This is a genomic window from Nocardiopsis sp. NPDC006198 (genome assembly GCF_040613895.1).
Classification (GTDB): domain Bacteria; phylum Actinomycetota; class Actinomycetes; order Streptosporangiales; family Streptosporangiaceae; genus Nocardiopsis; species Nocardiopsis tropica.
Genome location: NZ_JBEXSY010000044.1, coordinates 17,989 through 33,920, shown reverse-complemented (window position 1 = coordinate 33,920; position 15,932 = coordinate 17,989). Strand labels below are relative to the sequence as shown.

The following is a 15,932-nucleotide window of genomic DNA, read 5'->3' as shown; positions in this document are numbered from 1 at the left end:
TGCTCATCGGACAAGAACCCGACCGGCACCCGGGGCTTCCATCAGGTCCAGGGCTCAAGACCCGCAAAGGCTCCGACAGCGATCACAAACCGGCCAAACCGGAAATCACCAGGGCAAACGCCTAACCGTCGACCGCGCAGATGCGGTCCTCAAGGCGACGGAACACGGCTGGCCTTGAGGACCGCTTCGAGCTGCTCGCGCATCCAGGCTGCGAGGGATCCCTCGCGATGCAGTGCCCAGCCGATCATCGCGCCGTGATAGGCCGTCTCGAGAAGCTTGGCCAGGGCAATGACGTCGGTGCTGTCACGGAGCTCACCCTCGGTTACCGCTGCCTGCAGGTGGCGCTCGAGTGCCGCGCGTAGCCGGCGCGCGCCACGCAGGGTCTCCGCGTGGAAGTCGGGTTCGACGAGGTCCAGCTGGAGCATCGCCACCGAGTTCGCAACCCCCTCCGGGGTCATGTCCGGGTCCACCGCGCCGACCAGGCCCTCGACGACCCGGTCCAGCGGCGAAGGGTGCTCGGCCTTCTCAACCGGGAGAACCCACCGCTCCACACCGCGGCGGTCCGCGGCGAGCAGCAGCTTACGCTTGGTGCCATAACGCTGGACCAGCGTGGCGGGAGCGAGGCCGACCTCGCGAGCCGCCGCGGCGAGTGTGAGCTTGGCTGGGCCGACACGATGGGCGAGCGCGAGAACGCCGTCCAGGACGTCCTCGTCGGAGACAGTGCGCGGACGTGGCATCTATTCGACGGAGGGTTGCGCGGCCTCGGCGTCGGCCAAACGCGCCTCCGCGTCGACTACACCCCAGTCCGGGTACTCTCCGTCGACGTCGGAGAAGCCGTAGGTGTGCATGAGCTCCCACGAGCCGAGGCATTGCCCGGCGAAGCGGGCCCGGTCGGGGTCGGCGGCGAGGGCCGCGATCCCACGGCCGAGCAGGTGGGGGGTCTCTGAGTAGCGGAAGTAGCCGCCGTGGGCATCGGCAGCGTCGCGCCAGGTGGCCTCGGTGACGCCGAAGTGTTCGAGCATGGCCTCAGAGCGCAGGAAACCGGGGGTCACCGACAGCGCGGTCGCACCGTACGGGCGCAACTCGGCCGCCAGCGAGAAGCCGAGCCGCACGACCGCCTCCTTGACGTGGTCATAAGCGACGACGCCACGGAACGGGACGCCGGCCTTGCCGTCGCCGACCTCCACGACCAGCCCGTCTCCGGCCTCGATCAGCAACGGCAGCGCGTAGTGCGCGGTGATCAGATGCGTCTCGATCCCGTTGCGCACGATCCGCAGCGTGTCCTCAAGCGGATGTTCCCACACACCCTTGACCCAGCGCGTGTACGGGTCGCCGCCCCAGACGTCGTTGACGAGCACGTCCAAGCGGCCGTGCTCGGCGCGGATCCGGTCCGTCAACGCCGCGACATCGGCACTCTGGGAATGGTCGCAGCGGACGGGGATCCCGGTCCCACCGGCGGCGTCGACCAGTTCCGCGGTCTCTTCGATCGTCTCCGGCCGGTCCATCTCCGAGCGCCCGTCGCGAGTACTGCGGCCGCTGCCGTAGACGGTGGCTCCGAGCGCTCCGAGCTCGACAGCGATCGCGCGGCCACAGCCGCGAGTGGCACCGGCGACGAGGGCGACCCGGCCACTGAGGGGAGGCGTGATACTCATGTGGGCGATTATAACCAAACGAACGTTTATATTGCCATTCGGAACGCTCAGAGTGAGATCTTCCCGTGTGCACAGTGCGGACGCGTCGTCATGGTCTACCTCGACCTGCAAGAGGTGCGACCGCTCGGAAAGGGCGGTCGAGATGGAGTGGGGTCGGGGCTCGGGACAGGTGGTAGAGAGGCCTGGATGCCGTGGTGCCGGCGAGGAGGAGGGCCGTTGTCCAGCGGCTGCGGCGGCCTCGATCCTGGTTCGCCCCCATGTGGCGGGCGGCCTCGGTGGGACCGATGTTGATACCGCCGGTGAAGACCGCCAGCGCGTAGCGGCCCAGCGGGTCCTTGAGCTCGGGGTCCGAGCCCGAGGCGGCCCCGAACCGGTGGTGCCAGCCCAGCCAGTGCGCGGTGCGCCCCACGATCCCCAGCAGGGAGCACTCGGGCAGGCCGGTCTCGATCGCCGCGGCCAGCCTCTCCACCGCCTGAGCCGAGCCGGGGCCGCGGCGCTTCTTCAACCGGGGCGCCCCGTCGTCGATGAACAGGTCGGCGTTGTCGGCATAGCCCACCTCCAAGGCCCGGGAGGCGTCCAGATGCCGGTTGCGCAGGTCCTCCACGAACCCCGCCGCGGTGGCGGGCAGGCCGACCTCGCCGCAGAAGGCCTCCAGTGGTTCACGACGGGCTCAGGGGTGGCATTGCCCCTCTCGGGCTTACTTGGTTCACCCCCACCCGGCCCGCGCCACCGAGAACAGCCACCCGCCGGCCCCCGGCGCCCCGGGGGCCGCGCCGGCGGACGAGAGGCCCCGCAGCGGACCGGCCAAAGGAGCCGGATGCCATCATCTGCACATGGTGATGGAGCCGATGCCCGACTACGACGACTTGATCTGGCTCTTCGAGGACGAGCCGATCTATCGGTATGCCGAGGACGAGAAGGCGACCGGGTACGAGTACGGCTGGCGCGAACTGTGGCCGTACACGTCGGTGACCTTCAAGACCACTCGGTCCGGCCATGAGATCGCGATGGACATCGAACCGGGATACGAGGTTGTCCGCCTGCGGCTACGCGCCGAGAGCGACGGCACCGGACTGTTCGACCTGAACCTCGTCGGCGTGCGAACGGTCGGGGTGGAACGAACAGGTGGCCGCGAGTTCCTCCGCGTCGACTTTCCCGACGACGCCCCGGCGGCGACGCTATGGCTACGCATGAAACCGGACATAGCACTCCTGTGGTCATACGACGCGAACTCGCCCTGAGGAGGAGCACCGGCACGACCCCTGGCTACACGGCATCACACCCACACATAGTCGTCATCGGTCACAGCACCCCACCCCGCGTCGGCCACCACCGCACGCGGAGACGGCAACGCCGCCAACGCCGCACCCACCGGCGGGAACAACGGCAGCGCCCCGGCCGCCCGAAAATCCACCCACTCCACCACACCCACCTCGAAACCGCCGTCCCGCTGCTCGTCGTACTCCTCCACCGCCAACACCTCCCGCACCGCCTCACTCACATGCAACCGGTACAACAGGTGCAGCTTGCGCGGAGAGGGCGTGGGCCCCGGACGCGTCACCCGCTGATCCACCACCCACAACAGCTCCGGCGCCCCCGCCTGCCCCTCCCCGAGCCACAGCTCCTCGCCCAGCTCGCGCCACAGCGCGACCAGCAGGTCCTCACCGGGCTCGACGTTCCCGCCCGGAGGCGTGTAGTGCACGGAACCGGGCCGGTCCCTGCGGATCAGCGCGACCTCCTCACCGCAGAACACCAGCGCCCCGACACGGATCTTCACACGCGAGAACCCCTCGGAAGCACTCACCGCGAAGCCCCGCCGAACGGGAACCCGGCGCCCTCCGGACCCCGGAACACCGCCTCGCGCACCCCGCCCGGGCAGGCCCCGCGCCCCGCCGACGCGATGCCGACCCCGGCGACCCCGGCCTCCGAGCCGTCGACGAACACCGTGCTCATCGCACGGCCCGCACGTTCGGGACAGGCCTCCACGAACACGCCCCGGCGCCCGGCCGACTCCCACACCGCCTCCGTCTCACCGTCCCCGTACACGGGCGGCGAGCCGAACAGGCGCTCGTACCACGCAGGGGCGGCCTGGTGGTCGGTGACGGGGATTCCCGCGTACAGGTCAAGGGCCATGCCGAGATCCTAGGGACTCCCCTCCCCCGCCGCCAGGAGCGGCCCCGCACCACCGCGGCGCCGGGAGGCGCTCAGGGCACGAGCTCGTCGATGCGCGCGGCCAGGGCCATGTCCTTGTCGGTGAGGGCGCCCTCGGAGTGGGTGCTCAGCGCCAGGTGCAGCGTGTCGTAGCGGATGTCGATGTCGGGGTGGTGGTCCACCTGCTCGGCGGCCTGGGCGATCTCGTTGACCAGGGAGACGGCCGCCGGGAAGCCGGACAGGCGCACCGTCCGGCGGATGACGGGTGCGTCGGGGTCCAGCTCCCAGCCGGTGAGCCTGGTCAGGCCGTCACGGACCTGGTCCTCGGTGAGCTTCATGCGGATCCTCTCCCCTGCCCGCGCACGGCGGACGGTCTGCTGCGCCCGGTACGCGGGACGGTCGGTCCCGGCCGTCCCGCGTACCGTTTCCGGCGCCGTTGGGTGAACGCCCGGTCGCCCCGGGTACACACGGATGTGTTCGCAGGAGGCTACGTACCCCTCGGAGAGCCCCTGTTCACACAGAGCTCTCGCTACGGAAGTGATTTCTGGTATTCAGTGCGGCGAAGCCGCCCCTTTGTTCTGTTTGTCTGATTTTTGAGAGAAGTGCCTATCTTTACGTCGTAGATTTTTTGTCCGTTTCGCGTTATCAAGCTGAGGCCCACGCCCTGACCTGCGAAGATGCTCTCACACACCCTCTCATCAGCCTTTTCAGCCCTTTCAGGCTTGCGTAATCCCCCGCGGAGCGGTTCACTCTGGGAAACCCCGGCCCTCCCCCACCCCGGCGGACGCTTCCCAGCCACGCCCGCCTCTCCCCCGGAAGCGAGCCCATGCCCCACGAGAAGCGCCGGTCGCTTCGCGCCCGCATGATCACGCTGGTCCTGATCCCCAGCACCGCGCTGCTGCTCCTGTGGGCTGCCTTCACCGCCGTCCTGGTCACCGACATCCGCGAACTGCGCACCACCGCCGCCCTCACCGAGCAGGTCGCCACCCCCGTCATCACGGTCATCGGCGAACTCCAGCGCGAACGGCGCGCCACCATGGACTCCGCCAACGGCACCGAGCGCACCGCCCACCGCCTGCGGACCACCCGGCAGGAGACCACCGAGGCCGTCGAAGCCCTCCGCCTGCGCCTGCGCGCCTTCGACGAGGACGACCTGCCCGAACAGGCCCTGAACTTCCAGCGCTCCCTCAACCGGCTCGAGGCCCACCGCCAGAGGGTCGACGCCCTCTCCCCCGGCGAACGCACCCTGGAGGAGGCCGCCACCGCCTACACCGAGATCATCGAGAGCGGACTGCGCGTGTGGGACGCCCAGGTCGAGCGCGCCGACTCCGCCCAGGTCCCCCACCTGCGCTCCCTGACCTCCCTGGCCCGCACCCGCGAACTCCTCAACCAGCAGGACGCCGTCCTGGCCCACGCGGTCGCCACCAACGCCTTCCCCGCCGAGGCCCACGCCGAGTTCGCCGCCGCCGCCGGGGCCCAGCGCTACACCTGGGGCCGGGTGGGCGCCGAACTCAACGACCAGGACAGTCAGCACTACCTCCTCCTGGAGTCCTACTCCGCCCTGCAGAGCGTCTACCAGCTCCAGGAGAGCATCATCAGCATGCCCGTCCGGGGCGAGAACACCGTCCCGGTCAACGCCACCGCCTGGCGCGGCGCCGCCGAGGCCGTGGACCTGCGCATGCGCGGTGTGGAGGAGGCCCGCACCGAGCAGGTCGTCGCCTTCAGCCACACCCAGTCCGCCGAACTGCGCAACAGCGCCCTGCTCATCAGCGTGCCCGCCCTCGTGGCGGCGCTGGCCTCCTCCGCGGTGGCCGTGGGCGGCACCCAGCGCCTGGGACGCCGGCTCCAGCACCTGCGGGTCCTCACCCTGGAACACGCGCAGGTGCGCCTGCCCGAGGTGACCGCCCGCCTGCGCGCGGGCGGCAGCGTGGACGTGGACGCCGAGGTCCCCGAACTGCGCGTGCGGGTGCGCGACGAGATCGGCCGGATGGCCGAGGCGTTCAACGACGCCCAGCGGGCCGCGGTCGCCGCCGCCGTGGAGGAGGCCCAGGTCCGAGCCGGGGTGCGCGCCATGTTCCGCAACATCGCACGCCGCACGCAGTCACTCGTCCACCGCCAGCTGGGGCTGCTGGACACCCTGGAACGGGGCGAGACCGACCCCGAGGTGCTGGAGGCGCTGTTCCGCATCGACCACTTCAGCACCCAGCTGCGGCGCAACGCCGAGAACCTCATGCTGCTGAGCGGGGACACCCCCGTGCGCCGCGGACTGGGCCCGGTGCGGCTGCACGAGGCGGTGCGGGCCGCCGCCAGCGAGATCGAGGACTACGCGCGGGTGCGCATCCTGGCGCTGCCCGCGGTCGCGCTGCGCGGCGACGTGGGGACCGACACCGTCCGGCTGCTCGCCGAACTGCTGGAGAACGCGACCTCCTTCTCCCCCCCGGGGACGGAGGTGACGGTCCGGGGCCGCGAGGACGACCGCGGCCGCCACGTCCTGGAGGTGGAGGACCGCGGACTGGGCATGACCGACGCCCAGCTGGACTCGGCGAACGTGCTGCTGGCCGACCCGCCCCGGTTCGACCTGGCCCGCATGCGCGAGGACTCGCACCTGGGCCTGTTCGTGGTCGCCACGATCGCGGCCCGGCACGACTTCGAGGTGACGCTGCGGGACTCCCCCCACGGGGGGACCCGGGCCGTGGTGTCCATCCCCCGCCGGGCCCTGGCCGCGCCCGGGGACGGCCCCTCGCCGCTGCAGGCCACCGGGCCGCACCGGCGACCCGTCCCCGGCGCCGGAACGGCCGACCCGGCCGCGGAGCCCCGCGGGGTGCTCACCGAGGTCGCGGCGGCCCCCGCCCCCTCCGAGCCGCAGGACCGGGGCGCCCCGGCCGGCGAGGGGGCCGCCGGCGGCGCCGGGGACGGGGCGGAGGACACCTACATGGGGCTGCCACGGCGCCGGCGCAAGCACGTGGCGCCCCCCCAGGAGGCGCCCGCGGCGGCGCAGGACACGGGCGGGCAGCGTTCGCTGTCGGACATCCGGTCCATGATGAGTGCCTTCCAGTCCGGGACCCTGCGCGGGCGCGCGGAGTCCGAGGAACTGGGTGAGGGTGGCGCGCGCGGTGCGCGCCCCGGTGAGAGGTCGGAAGGGTGATGTCGATGTCGGCGGGCACTACGGCGGGAGACCGGGTCACCGGTGGAGAAGAGGTGGGCGGGGAGTCCCCGGCCAGGACCCTGGACTGGCTGCTGGGCGACCTGGTGGACAGGGTGGCCGGTGCGCGCGACGCCCTGCTGCTGTCCGCGGACGGCCTCCTGCTGTCCTCCTCCCCGGGGCTGGTCCGGGAGGAGGGGGAGAGGCTCGCGGCGATCGCGTCGGGGTTCGCCAGCCTGGCCCGGGGGGCGCGTTCGCAACTGGGGGCCTCGGAGGTGCGTCAGACCGTCGTGGAGATGGACAACGTCTTCTTCTTCGTGCTGGCCGCGGGCCGGGGCGCCTCGTTGGCCGTGGTGGCCGAGTCCACGTGCGACATGGGCCAGGCCGCGTTCGAGGTGAACCGCCTCGTGCGCCAGGTGGGGCCGCACCTGTCGGCGCTGCCCCGCCGCGGGCACGGGAGGTCGTGAGGCGGGGGCCGGTGCGCCGCGACGGCGCACGGCCCGTGCCGTCGAGGAGGAGTGGGAGTGAGCGCGGTGCCGCCTGGCGAGGAGTTCCCCCGGGAATGGTCGTTCGAGTCGAGCCTGATCCGGCCCTACTCGCTGACGGGTGGGCGGACACGGCCCTCGCGCTCGGACTTCTCCATGACGTCGCAGGTGGTGGCGGTCCCGTCGGGGGCGCCGCCGGAAGTGGACCCGGAGCTGGAGCTGATCCTGTCGCTGTGCGCGCGTCCGCTCTCGGTGGCGGAGGTGGCCTCGCGGTCGGGTTTTCCCCTGGGCGTGACCAGGATCCTGCTGGCCGACCTGTTGGACCAGGGGTACGTGATGGTGCATACCTCGGACTGGGAGCGGAACAGGCCCGACGCGGCGACGCTGCGCGCGGTACTGGACCGTATCCGGGAGTTGTGAGGGTGGAACGGATGGGCCTGAGAGGCCGGATGGGGTGGATGGGGCGTTGGTCGTGATGGAGGCCGAGGGGGCAGGGCCTGTCCCCGACACCCTGAAGATCGTGGTGGCCGGGGGTTTCGGGGCCGGCAAGACCACCTTGGTGTCGGCGTTGAGCGAGGTGGAGGCGCTGCACACCGAGGAGGTCATGACCTCCGAGAGCGTGGGAGTGGACGACCTGGAGGGCGTGGAGGGCAAGACCACGACGACGGTGGCGCTCGACTTCGGACGCATCACCTTGGACGAGTCGACGGTGGTGTACCTGTTCGGGACCCCCGGGCAGCGCCGGTTCTCGTTCATGTGGGAGGAGCTGGTCGAGGGCGCTCTGGGCGCGGTGGTGCTGGCCGACACGCGCCGGCTGGCGGACTCCTTCGACGCGATCGACTTCTTCGAGTCGCGCGGGGTGCCGTTCGTGGTGGCGGTGAACTGCTTCGACGGGCACCGCACGCACCGGGCCGACGACGTGCGGGTGGCGTTGGACCTGGAGGAGCGTGTGCCGTTGCTGCTGTGCGACGCGCGGGACCGGGAGTCGGTCAAGGAGGTGGTGGTGGAGCTGGTGTCGCTGGTGCTGCGGTTGGAGCTGTCGGGGGCCTGAAGGAGGCCCGGCCCGGGCCGTGACGGGCGCGCCGGCCGGGCGGGCCCGCGGCCCGGGCGCGCGCGAGGGGCTGCCGGCGGCCTCCCGGGAGGGCCGTCCGCCGTACGGGCCCCGGGGGGGCAGGTGCACGCGGACGTGGTCATCGGCTCGACCCCGGGCCCCGCCGTGGGGAAGGCCCCGGCCTCCCCCGCGGGCCCGCCCCGGGCGGGCGCCGCTACCGGGCCGCGCCCCGGCGGTCCACGGGCACGATCATCGGCGTGCCGGTCTCGGGGTCGGGGATGATCCGCACCGGGAGCCCGAACACCTCCTCCACGAGCTCGGCGGTGACCACCTTCGCCGGATCGCCCTCGGCGACGATGGCGCCCTCCTTCATCACGATCAGGTGGCTCGCGTAGCGGCACGCGTGGTTGAGGTCGTGCAGGACGGCCACCAGCGTGTAGCCGCGCTCGGCGTGCAGGTCGGCGCACAGGTCGAGCATGTCCATCTGGTGGGCGATGTCCAGGTAGGTGGTGGGCTCGTCCAGCAGCAGCAGCGGGGTCTGCTGGGCCAGGACCATCGCCAGCCACACGCGCTGGCGCTGCCCCCCGGAGAGCTCGTCCACCGACCGGTCGGCCAGGGCGGTGACGCCGGTGGCGTCCATGGCCTCGGCCACCACCGCCTCGTCCTGGGCCGACCACTGGCGCAGGAACCCCTGGTGCGGGAACCTGCCCCGGGCCACCAGGTCGGCGACCCCGATGCCGTCGGGGGCGATGGAGGTCTGCGGGAGCAGCCCCAGGCGGCGCGCGACCTCCTTGGCCGGGTAGGAGCCGATGACCTGCCCGTCCAGGTGGACGTGCCCGTGCGCGGGCTTGAGCGTGCGCGACAGGGCCCGCAGCAGGGTGGACTTGCCGCACGCGTTGGGGCCCACGATCACCGTGAAGGAGTTGTCGGGGATCGACACGGCCAGGTTCTGGGAGATGACGCGCTGCTCGTAGGCGAGGGTGAGGTCCCGGCCGTTGAGGCGGGAACCGGTGTCGGCTGGAGTGGTCATCGTTCTCTCTCGGTCTCGCTCAGGCACGTCCGCCGCGCCATTCGGTGTACAGCAGCCAGATCAGGTAGCTCCCGCCGATGACGGCGGTGACCACGCCCACGGGAAGCTGGGTGGGGGCCAGGGCGCGCAGCGCCACCAGGTCCGCGACCGCCAGCAGGGCCGCTCCCGTGAGCGCGGAGCCCACCAGGGTGGTCCCGCCGGCGCGGGTCAGGCGCCGGGCGATCTGGGGCGCGGCCAGGGCCACGAAGCCGATGGGGCCCGCCACCGCGATGGCGGCGCCGGTCAGCGCGCTGGCGGCCGCCAGGGCCCAGATCTGGGTGGAGCGGATGGGCACCCCGAGACCCTGGGCCGTGTCGTCGCCCAGCTCCATGAAGCGCAGCCGCTGCCCCAGGGCCAGGAGCACGGGGGCCAGGACCGCCAGGGAGATCCACACGGCGGCGACCTCGGCCCAGCCGCGCGAGTTGAGGCTGCCGATCATCCAGATCTGGGCGCCCAGGGCGTCGGTGAGCTCGGCGCGGGTCAACAGGTAGTCGCGGACCGACCCGAGCATCGCGGACACGCCGATGCCCACCAGGACCAGCCGGTACCCCTGCACGCCGTTCTTCATGGCCAGGAGGTAGACGATCGCGGCGGTGAGCAGCCCCCCGGCGATGGCCCCCAGGGACACCGCCAGACGGCCGGCGCCCAGGACCAGGATGACCAGGACGGCGCCGGTGGCGGCCCCGGACGTGAAGCCGATGATGTCGGGGCTGCCCAGGGCGTTGCGCGACAGGCTCTGGAAGACCGCGCCCGCGATGCCCAGGGCCGCGCCCACGCCGATCGCGGTCAGCGCGCGGGGCAGGCGCACGCCCTGGACGAAGAAGACGTCGAGGCGTTCGCCGTAGCCCAGGATCGCGCCGGGCACGGCCGCCAGGGAGATCTCGTAGTCCCCCACCGTGACCGTCACGGCCAGCGCGAGGACGCCGACCAGGACCAGGGTCAGGCACACGGCCACGGTGCGCGGGCGCACCAGCAGGGAGAGCCGTTCGCCGAACAGGCGCACGGCCAGGGCGCCGCGCGGGGTGGCGCGGCCGGTCGGGGTGGGGCGCGGCGGCGCCAGGGTCTTGCTCACAGCTGGGCCATCCTTCTGCTGCGGACCAGGGCGATGAACAGGGGCGCCCCGACGAAAGCGGTGATGATGCCGACCTCCAGTTCGGAGTGGGGCAGGACGACGCGGCCGACCACGTCCGCCGCGGTGAGCAGGATCGCGCCCAGGACGGCGGCGTAGGGCAGTAGCCACCGCTGGTCGGGGCCGGTGATCATGCGCGCGGCGTGGGGGATGATCAGGCCCACGAACCAGATGGGCCCCGCCGAGGCGGTGGCCGCCCCGCACAGCAGGACCACGGCCAGGGCCGTGGCTGCGCGGATCAGGGGGATCCTGGCGCCGAGGGTGGCCGCGAGGTCGTCGCCCAGGGCGACCGCGTTGAGGGAGGGGCCCAGGCACAGGGTCAGGACCACCCCGGCGACAAGGAAGGGGGCCACCTGCCAGAAGACGTCGAGGTCGCGTCCGGCGAGGGAGCCCACCTGCCAGAAGCGGATCCGGTCGAAGACGAAGTCGTTGAGGACGATCACCCCGTAGACGATCCCCTGGAGCACGACCGCGACCGCGGTGCCGGCCAGCGCCAGGCGGACCGGGGTGGCGCTGGCGCGCCCGCGCGATCCCAGGGCGTAGACGGCCACGGCCGCCACGGCGGCGCCGATGAACGCGGGCCACACGAACGCCGCCCCGCCGGCGCCGAACGCGAAGACGGCGATGACGACGGCGGCGGCGGCCCCGGAGTTGATGCCCAGGAGGCCGGGTTCGGCGAGGGGGTTGCGGGTCAGGGCCTGCATGAGGGCGCCGGCCAGGCCCAGCGCGGCGCCGACGAAGATGCCGATGACCGTGCGGGGCACGCGCAGGCTGCGGATGACGTCGTGGTCGTAGCTGCCGTCGTAGGCGGCCAGGGCGGCCCAGACGTCGGCGACGGGGATGGGTTTGGCTCCGACGGTGACGCTGAGCAGGGCGCACACGGCGAGGACGCCGAGGGCCAGGAGCAGACCCGTGGGTCGAAGGACACGCCTGGTGAGGGTGGGGCGCGTGAGGGTGGGCGCGCGCAGGGCCACGGCTTCCCCGTTCGTTGTGGCGTGGGTGGTGGGTGGGGCCGCCCTGTCGGGCGCGGCCCGGCGGGGCGTGGTTCGCGGAACCGAAAAGCCCAGGGGACAGGTTAGCCTTACCTTCATCCTGTTCGCACGGAAGGGCCCCTCATGGTTTCGCTCCCGCGCACCGCACGCACCCTGGTCACAGTAGCCGCCCTGGGCTCGCTCCTGGCCTGCGGGTGCTCCCCGCAGCCCCCGGCGCCGGAGGAACCGGAGGGCGGCACCCGCACAGTGGAGGCGGCCAACGGGTCCGTGGAGATCCCCGCCACACCGCGCAGGATCGCCGTGCTGTGGCGCCCCACGCTGGCGGCGGTCACGCTTCTGGGCCACGACGTGGTCGCGACCATGGGCACGCCCGGCGGGGAGGACCAGGGGCTGGCGCCGTTCCTGCCCGAGGGCGCGGACGGCGGCGGGCACGCCCTGGTGACCAACTCCCCCTCCGAGGAGGACGTCGACGTCGAGGAGCTCGCCAACGCCGCACCGGACCTGATCATCGGCGTCAGCACCCCGGTGGGCGCGCAGGCGGACATGCTGGAGAGCCTGGAGGCGATCGCGCCGACGGTGCTGCTGGAGTGGGAGGGCACCGGGTCCTGGCGCGGGCACCTGGACGAGGTGGCCGGGGTCCTGGACGCCTCGGAGGAGGCGGGGCGGGCCCTGGAGGCGTACGAGGAGGCGGTGGCCTCCGCCCGCGGGGACATCGAGGCGGCCGGCGTGGACCCCGCCGCGACCGAGCTGTCGCTGGTGCGGTTGCAGAGCGGGAGCGAGATACGCCTGGAGACGGCGGAGTCCTTTCCCGGGCAGGTCGTGGACGACCTGGGGTTCGCCCGCCCGGAGGGGCAGCTGGAGGGCGAGGGCCCGACCGACTACATCGCGCAGAGCTACGAGAACCTGGACCGGGCGGACGGGGACGCCGTCTTCGTCATGGCCGGGTCCGGGTACCCCGACGCGCCGCGGACCTTCTCCGAGGGGGTGTGGTCGAACCTGGACGCCGTGCGCGAGGAGGCCGTGTACCGGGTGGACCACGACCACTGGGGCGCGGCCAACCACTACGCGGCGCTGCGGATCGTGGAGGACGTCAGGGCGGCCCTGACCGGGGAGGCCGAGCCCGCCCTGTGAGGCCGCCGCCCCGGCGCGGAGGGCTCATCCGGTCCCGGGGGACGTCTCCCGGGCGGCCCGGTGCAGGGCCTCCGGGCCCCGTGCGACGGCGGGCCGGCCGCCGCTGCCCCGGCGCACGCAGGCGACCAGGCGCCGCGGGGGCGCCGGCGCCCCCGCCAGGGGGAGGCGCCTGACCGCGTGCTCGGGCGGGACGGGCGCCAGGCGGGGCAGCAGGCACACGCCGAATCCGCGGGCGACCAGGGCCGTGACGGCCACCCGTTCCTTGGCGTGGTGGGCCACGCGGGGCGAGAACCCGGCGGCCGAGCAGGCCGCGTGCAGCGGGTGGTACCGGTCGACGCGCTCGGGGTCGGACGCCCTAGGCGAGGAGGTCCCAGGCCATGCGCAGGAGCAGGGCCAGGACGACGACGAGCAGGACGGCGCGCACGAACCCGGAGCCGCGCCGCAGCGCCATACGCGCGCCGATCTGGGCGCCGATGATGGTGCAGACGGCCAGGCTCAGCCCCAGGAGCCAGTCGACGTGGCCGCCGAAGGCGAACACGGTGAGCGCGCCGAGGTTGGTGCACACGTTGACGATCTTGGCCGAGGCGGAGGCGGAGACGAAGTCCATGCCGACGACGGCGGTGAAGGCGATGATGAGGAAGACGCCGGTGCCGGGGCCGATGAGGCCGTCGTAGAGGCTGACGCCGACCCCGGCCAGGGCGGTGACGGCCAGCAGCCGGTTGCGTGTGCGCAGGCGCGGGTCGGGGGTGGCTCCCATGGCGGGGCGGAAGTAGACCAGCAGGGCGACCCCGGCCAGGACGACCATGATGACGGGTTTGAGGACCTCGGCGGTGAGAGCGGCGGCCATGGCGGCGCCGACCCCGGATCCGAGGAGGGCGAGCGCGGCGGTGGGCAGGACGACGCGGCGGTCGACGGCGACCTTGCGGGAGTAGGCGATGGCGGCGGAGACGGTGCCGAAGACGGCGCCGAGCTTGTTGGTGCCCAGCAGGGTGGCCAGGGGGGTGGTGGGCGCGGCGACGAGGAGGGCGGGCAGCAGGAGGAGGCCGCCTCCCCCGACGACGGCGTCCACCCAGCCGGCGGCGACGGCGACCCCCATGACCAGGGCGAGGATCTCGGGGTCCATCTACCGCACGCGTTCGGGGAGAGAGGTGATCATGGGTTCTTTTCAATGAGGGAGAGCGGGAACCCGGTGAGTTTATCCAGCCCGTACCGGTGCATTCGGGGCGGTCGACTACCGTGAACCCCTTACACAAGTCCCTCCTTTACTACGTAGATTCGTAGTGGGGGGAAGGGGCGGCGGCGCCCGGGATCAGGGGGCGCCGCCGCGGTCTGCTGTCCCGGTCAGAACCGGGAGCGGTCGAACCAGTCGCGGGCCTGCGCCAGCACGTCCGGGTCCAGCCGGTGTCCCCCCGGGTGCTCGCGCGCCTCCACGTCCGCTCCCCTGTCGCCGAGCTGGGCGGCCAGCAGCCGCGCCTGGTCGGGGGTCGTGACGGAGTCGGCCGCCCCGGACCCCAGGAACACCCGGACCCCGGACAGGTCCACAGGGTCGGGTTCGCGCCCCTGGAGGGGAGCCCCCGCCGCGAACAGGGCGGCCCCGCTGAGCAGGCGGGGGTGGAGCAGCAGCAGCGCCGCACCGGTGTTGGCCCCGTTGGAGAACCCGCTGACCACGATCCGGTCGGGGTCCAGGCCGTAGTCCCGGGCCGCGGCGGTGACGAACCCCGCCAGCTCGGCGCTGCGCGCGACCACGTCGTCGACGTCGAAGACGCCCTCGCGCAGGCGGCGGAACCAGCGGTTCATGCCGTTCTCGCTCACACGGCCGCGGGGCGAGAGCAGGGCCGCGCCGGGCGAGAGGGCCCGGCCCAGCGGCAGCAGGTCGCGTTCGTCGGCGCCGGTGCCGTGGAGCAGCAGGAGCGTGGGCGCTCCCGGCCGGGTGGCGGGCTCGAAGACGTGGACGAAGTCCTGGGTCGCCGTCACCGGGGGACCTCCAGCGCGGGCAGGCGGCGGGCGATCTCCTCGCGTCCGGGCTCCAGCCACGGCGGGAGCCTCAGCTCCCGGCCCAGTGCGAGCAGCGGCTCGTCGTAGTCGAAGCCGGGGCCGTCGGTGGCGATCTCCAGCAGGACCCCGCCCGGCTCGCGGAAGTAGATGGAGGTGAAGTAGGTGCGGTCGCGGATCTCGGTGACGCCCACGCCGTCGTTCTCCAGGGTCCGGCGCCAGGCCTCCTGGACGTCGCCGTCGGGGGCGCGGTAGGCGACGTGGTGGACGGTGCCGGCCGCGACCAGGCCGCGCTCCGCTCCGGGAGCGGCCAGGACGTCGACGATGGTGCCCACCCCGTCGCCGGAGCCGCCGGTGCGGAAGCGGAGCCGGTCACCGTCCTCGCCCTCCAGCCGGAAGCCGAGCTGCCCGCTCAGCATCTCCACGGTGCCCTCGACGTCCTGCTCGGTGAGGGTGACCGCGCGGATGCCCCGGACGGCGTGCTCGGGGGGCACCGCTCCCCCGTCCCAGGGGTCGGTGTCGTGGGCGTCGGCACTGGCGGCGAGCTCGATGGCGAGGCCGTCGGGGTCGCGCAGCACGAGCACGTCCTCCTCGCCCCTCTCGGCGGGCCGGGTGGCGTCCACGCCCAGGGAGGCCAGGTGCTCCGCCCACCATCCCAGGGAGCCCTCGGGCACGGAGAGGGTCGTGGTGGTGGCCTGGCCCGCGCCGATCCTGCCCCGGGGCGCGTCGGGCCAGGGGAAGAAGGTCATGATCGTGCCGGGGTTGCCCGCGCGGTCGCCGTAGTAGAGGTGGTAGGTCTCGGGCGCGTCGAAGTTGACCGTGCGCTTGACCAGCCGCATGCCGAGGGCGTTGAGGTAGAAGTCCGCGTTGGCCTGCGGATCGCTGGCGATCGCGGTCACATGGTGGATTCCCGCGGGGCGCACGTCCATGTCGTCACCTTCCGTCGAAGTCGCCGGTGTGTCCTCGGACCAAGGTAGTTGAATTTTAAACTAACCCGGCCGATGCGTCTCCCCCACCCTCCCCCGGCGGGGCGCCCCCGACGCCCAGGGACACGGGGCGGGCGCCTCCGCGGACCGGCGCCCGGGCAGCCCGGGTTGCCCGGCCCGCGCACGCGGGCGGTGCAGCGCGGACCGGTCCC

The 15,932-nt window shown here is 72.9% G+C and carries 18 protein-coding genes and 1 pseudogene; 6 read left to right on the top strand and 13 right to left on the bottom strand.

Annotation, left to right across the window (positions count from 1 at the left end; all coding sequences use genetic code 11):
* Positions 1-149 precede the first annotated feature (149 nt).
* The 3 genes and pseudogenes from ABZ234_RS24280 to ABZ234_RS24270 form a co-directional block, all read right to left on the bottom strand.
* Positions 150-737, bottom strand: coding sequence for a hypothetical protein (locus ABZ234_RS24280; RefSeq protein WP_355013555.1), 588 nt, complete (start codon positions 735-737; stop codon positions 150-152).
* Positions 738-1,652: an SDR family oxidoreductase gene (locus ABZ234_RS24275; protein ID WP_355013554.1), complete on the bottom strand. Its 915-nt coding sequence runs from the start codon at positions 1,650-1,652 to the stop codon at positions 738-740. It abuts the gene before it with no gap.
* 259 nt (positions 1,653-1,911) lie between these two features.
* Positions 1,912-2,307, bottom strand: a pseudogene (locus tag ABZ234_RS24270) (Tn3 family transposase); the annotation flags it as partial.
* Between the two features lie 178 nt (positions 2,308-2,485).
* Here ABZ234_RS24270 and ABZ234_RS24265 point away from each other — a divergent pair.
* A complete protein-coding gene (locus tag ABZ234_RS24265; protein WP_355013553.1) occupies positions 2,486-2,893 on the top strand; it encodes a hypothetical protein in 408 nt (135 codons plus the stop codon).
* 35 nt (positions 2,894-2,928) lie between these two features.
* Here ABZ234_RS24265 and ABZ234_RS24260 read toward each other — a convergent pair whose 3' ends face one another.
* From ABZ234_RS24260 to ABZ234_RS24250, 3 genes are all read right to left on the bottom strand, one after another.
* On the bottom strand, positions 2,929-3,429 hold the full coding sequence (locus ABZ234_RS24260; protein WP_355013552.1) for an NUDIX domain-containing protein: 501 nt from the start codon (positions 3,427-3,429) through the stop codon (positions 2,929-2,931).
* A gap of 23 nt (positions 3,430-3,452) precedes the next feature.
* Complete coding sequence (locus ABZ234_RS24255) at positions 3,453-3,785, bottom strand: VOC family protein (protein ID WP_355013551.1); 333 nt, start codon at positions 3,783-3,785, stop codon at positions 3,453-3,455.
* A 71-nt stretch (positions 3,786-3,856) separates the two neighbouring features.
* Positions 3,857-4,141, bottom strand: a complete 285-nt coding sequence (locus ABZ234_RS24250) for a 4a-hydroxytetrahydrobiopterin dehydratase (RefSeq protein WP_330159508.1) — start codon at positions 4,139-4,141, stop codon at positions 3,857-3,859.
* Positions 4,142-4,629: 488 nt separating this feature from the next.
* Between ABZ234_RS24250 and ABZ234_RS24245 the strand changes: the two genes are divergently transcribed.
* The 4 genes from ABZ234_RS24245 to ABZ234_RS24230 are packed head-to-tail and all read left to right on the top strand — an operon-like array spanning position 4,630 to position 8,481.
* Complete coding sequence (locus ABZ234_RS24245) at positions 4,630-6,948, top strand: nitrate- and nitrite sensing domain-containing protein (RefSeq protein ID WP_355013550.1); 2,319 nt, start codon at positions 4,630-4,632, stop codon at positions 6,946-6,948.
* Complete coding sequence (locus ABZ234_RS24240; RefSeq protein WP_267949931.1) at positions 6,948-7,412, top strand: roadblock/LC7 domain-containing protein; 465 nt, start codon at positions 6,948-6,950, stop codon at positions 7,410-7,412. The genes ABZ234_RS24245 and ABZ234_RS24240 overlap by 1 nt, the downstream gene beginning before the upstream one ends.
* A 57-nt stretch (positions 7,413-7,469) precedes the next feature.
* Positions 7,470-7,850, top strand: a complete 381-nt coding sequence (locus tag ABZ234_RS24235; protein WP_267949930.1) for a DUF742 domain-containing protein — start codon at positions 7,470-7,472, stop codon at positions 7,848-7,850.
* Between the two features lie 55 nt (positions 7,851-7,905).
* Positions 7,906-8,481, top strand: a complete 576-nt coding sequence (locus ABZ234_RS24230; protein ID WP_267950376.1) for an ATP/GTP-binding protein — start codon at positions 7,906-7,908, stop codon at positions 8,479-8,481.
* Positions 8,482-8,695: 214 nt separating this feature from the next.
* Here ABZ234_RS24230 and ABZ234_RS24225 read toward each other — a convergent pair whose 3' ends face one another.
* Genes ABZ234_RS24225 through ABZ234_RS24215 form a run of 3 tightly spaced genes read right to left on the bottom strand, consistent with a single transcriptional unit; the run spans position 8,696 to position 11,653 of the window.
* Positions 8,696-9,511 (bottom strand): ABC transporter ATP-binding protein, encoded by an 816-nt coding sequence (locus ABZ234_RS24225; protein WP_267949929.1) that lies wholly within the window; start codon positions 9,509-9,511, stop codon positions 8,696-8,698.
* Between the two features lie 19 nt (positions 9,512-9,530).
* Positions 9,531-10,622 (bottom strand): iron chelate uptake ABC transporter family permease subunit, encoded by a 1,092-nt coding sequence (locus ABZ234_RS24220; RefSeq protein ID WP_355013549.1) that lies wholly within the window; start codon positions 10,620-10,622, stop codon positions 9,531-9,533.
* Positions 10,619-11,653, bottom strand: coding sequence for an iron chelate uptake ABC transporter family permease subunit (locus ABZ234_RS24215; RefSeq protein ID WP_355013548.1), 1,035 nt, complete (start codon positions 11,651-11,653; stop codon positions 10,619-10,621). The genes ABZ234_RS24220 and ABZ234_RS24215 overlap by 4 nt, the downstream gene beginning before the upstream one ends.
* A gap of 141 nt (positions 11,654-11,794) precedes the next feature.
* On the opposite strand from ABZ234_RS24215, the gene ABZ234_RS24210 reads away from it, so the two are divergent.
* The gene (locus tag ABZ234_RS24210) at positions 11,795-12,802 is read left to right on the top strand and encodes an ABC transporter substrate-binding protein (RefSeq protein WP_355013547.1); all 1,008 of its coding nucleotides are present in this window, start codon (positions 11,795-11,797) and stop codon (positions 12,800-12,802) included.
* A gap of 24 nt (positions 12,803-12,826) precedes the next feature.
* On the opposite strand, the gene ABZ234_RS24205 is transcribed toward ABZ234_RS24210, so the two are convergent.
* The 4 genes from ABZ234_RS24205 to ABZ234_RS24190 all read right to left on the bottom strand — a co-directional run bounded on the left by ABZ234_RS24205 (position 12,827) and on the right by ABZ234_RS24190 (position 15,723).
* Positions 12,827-13,120 carry a LysR substrate-binding domain-containing protein gene (locus ABZ234_RS24205; RefSeq protein WP_355013567.1) on the bottom strand — a complete coding sequence of 98 codons (294 nt, stop codon included), beginning with the start codon at positions 13,118-13,120 and terminating at the stop codon, positions 12,827-12,829.
* A gap of 37 nt (positions 13,121-13,157) precedes the next feature.
* Positions 13,158-13,925: a TSUP family transporter gene (locus ABZ234_RS24200; protein WP_344180525.1), complete on the bottom strand. Its 768-nt coding sequence runs from the start codon at positions 13,923-13,925 to the stop codon at positions 13,158-13,160.
* Between the two features lie 218 nt (positions 13,926-14,143).
* Positions 14,144-14,776 (bottom strand): alpha/beta hydrolase, encoded by a 633-nt coding sequence (locus ABZ234_RS24195; protein WP_355013546.1) that lies wholly within the window; start codon positions 14,774-14,776, stop codon positions 14,144-14,146.
* Complete coding sequence (locus ABZ234_RS24190; RefSeq protein ID WP_267949922.1) at positions 14,773-15,723, bottom strand: ring-cleaving dioxygenase; 951 nt, start codon at positions 15,721-15,723, stop codon at positions 14,773-14,775. Before ABZ234_RS24190 ends, ABZ234_RS24195 begins: the two co-directional genes overlap by 4 nt.
* Positions 15,724-15,932 lie beyond the last annotated feature (209 nt).

Excerpts from the sequence above, each read along its gene's own strand:
- ABZ234_RS24240 (WP_267949931.1), top strand. The coding sequence starts at position 6,948 with ATGTCGATGTCGGCGGGCACTACGGCGGGAGACCGGGTCACCGGTGGA.
- ABZ234_RS24190 (WP_267949922.1), bottom strand. The coding sequence starts at position 15,723 with ATGGACGTGCGCCCCGCGGGAATCCACCATGTGACCGCGATCGCCAGC.
- ABZ234_RS24255 (WP_355013551.1), bottom strand. The coding sequence starts at position 3,785 with ATGGCCCTTGACCTGTACGCGGGAATCCCCGTCACCGACCACCAGGCC.
- ABZ234_RS24200 (WP_344180525.1), bottom strand. The coding sequence starts at position 13,925 with ATGGACCCCGAGATCCTCGCCCTGGTCATGGGGGTCGCCGTCGCCGCC.
- ABZ234_RS24265 (WP_355013553.1), top strand. The coding sequence starts at position 2,486 with ATGGTGATGGAGCCGATGCCCGACTACGACGACTTGATCTGGCTCTTC.
- ABZ234_RS24225 (WP_267949929.1), bottom strand. The coding sequence starts at position 9,511 with ATGACCACTCCAGCCGACACCGGTTCCCGCCTCAACGGCCGGGACCTC.
- ABZ234_RS24250 (WP_330159508.1), bottom strand. The coding sequence starts at position 4,141 with ATGAAGCTCACCGAGGACCAGGTCCGTGACGGCCTGACCAGGCTCACC.
- ABZ234_RS24245 (WP_355013550.1), top strand. The coding sequence starts at position 4,630 with ATGCCCCACGAGAAGCGCCGGTCGCTTCGCGCCCGCATGATCACGCTG.
- ABZ234_RS24275 (WP_355013554.1), bottom strand. The coding sequence starts at position 1,652 with ATGAGTATCACGCCTCCCCTCAGTGGCCGGGTCGCCCTCGTCGCCGGT.
- ABZ234_RS24210 (WP_355013547.1), top strand. The coding sequence starts at position 11,795 with ATGGTTTCGCTCCCGCGCACCGCACGCACCCTGGTCACAGTAGCCGCC.
- ABZ234_RS24280 (WP_355013555.1), bottom strand. The coding sequence starts at position 737 with ATGCCACGTCCGCGCACTGTCTCCGACGAGGACGTCCTGGACGGCGTT.
- ABZ234_RS24230 (WP_267950376.1), top strand. The coding sequence starts at position 7,906 with ATGGAGGCCGAGGGGGCAGGGCCTGTCCCCGACACCCTGAAGATCGTG.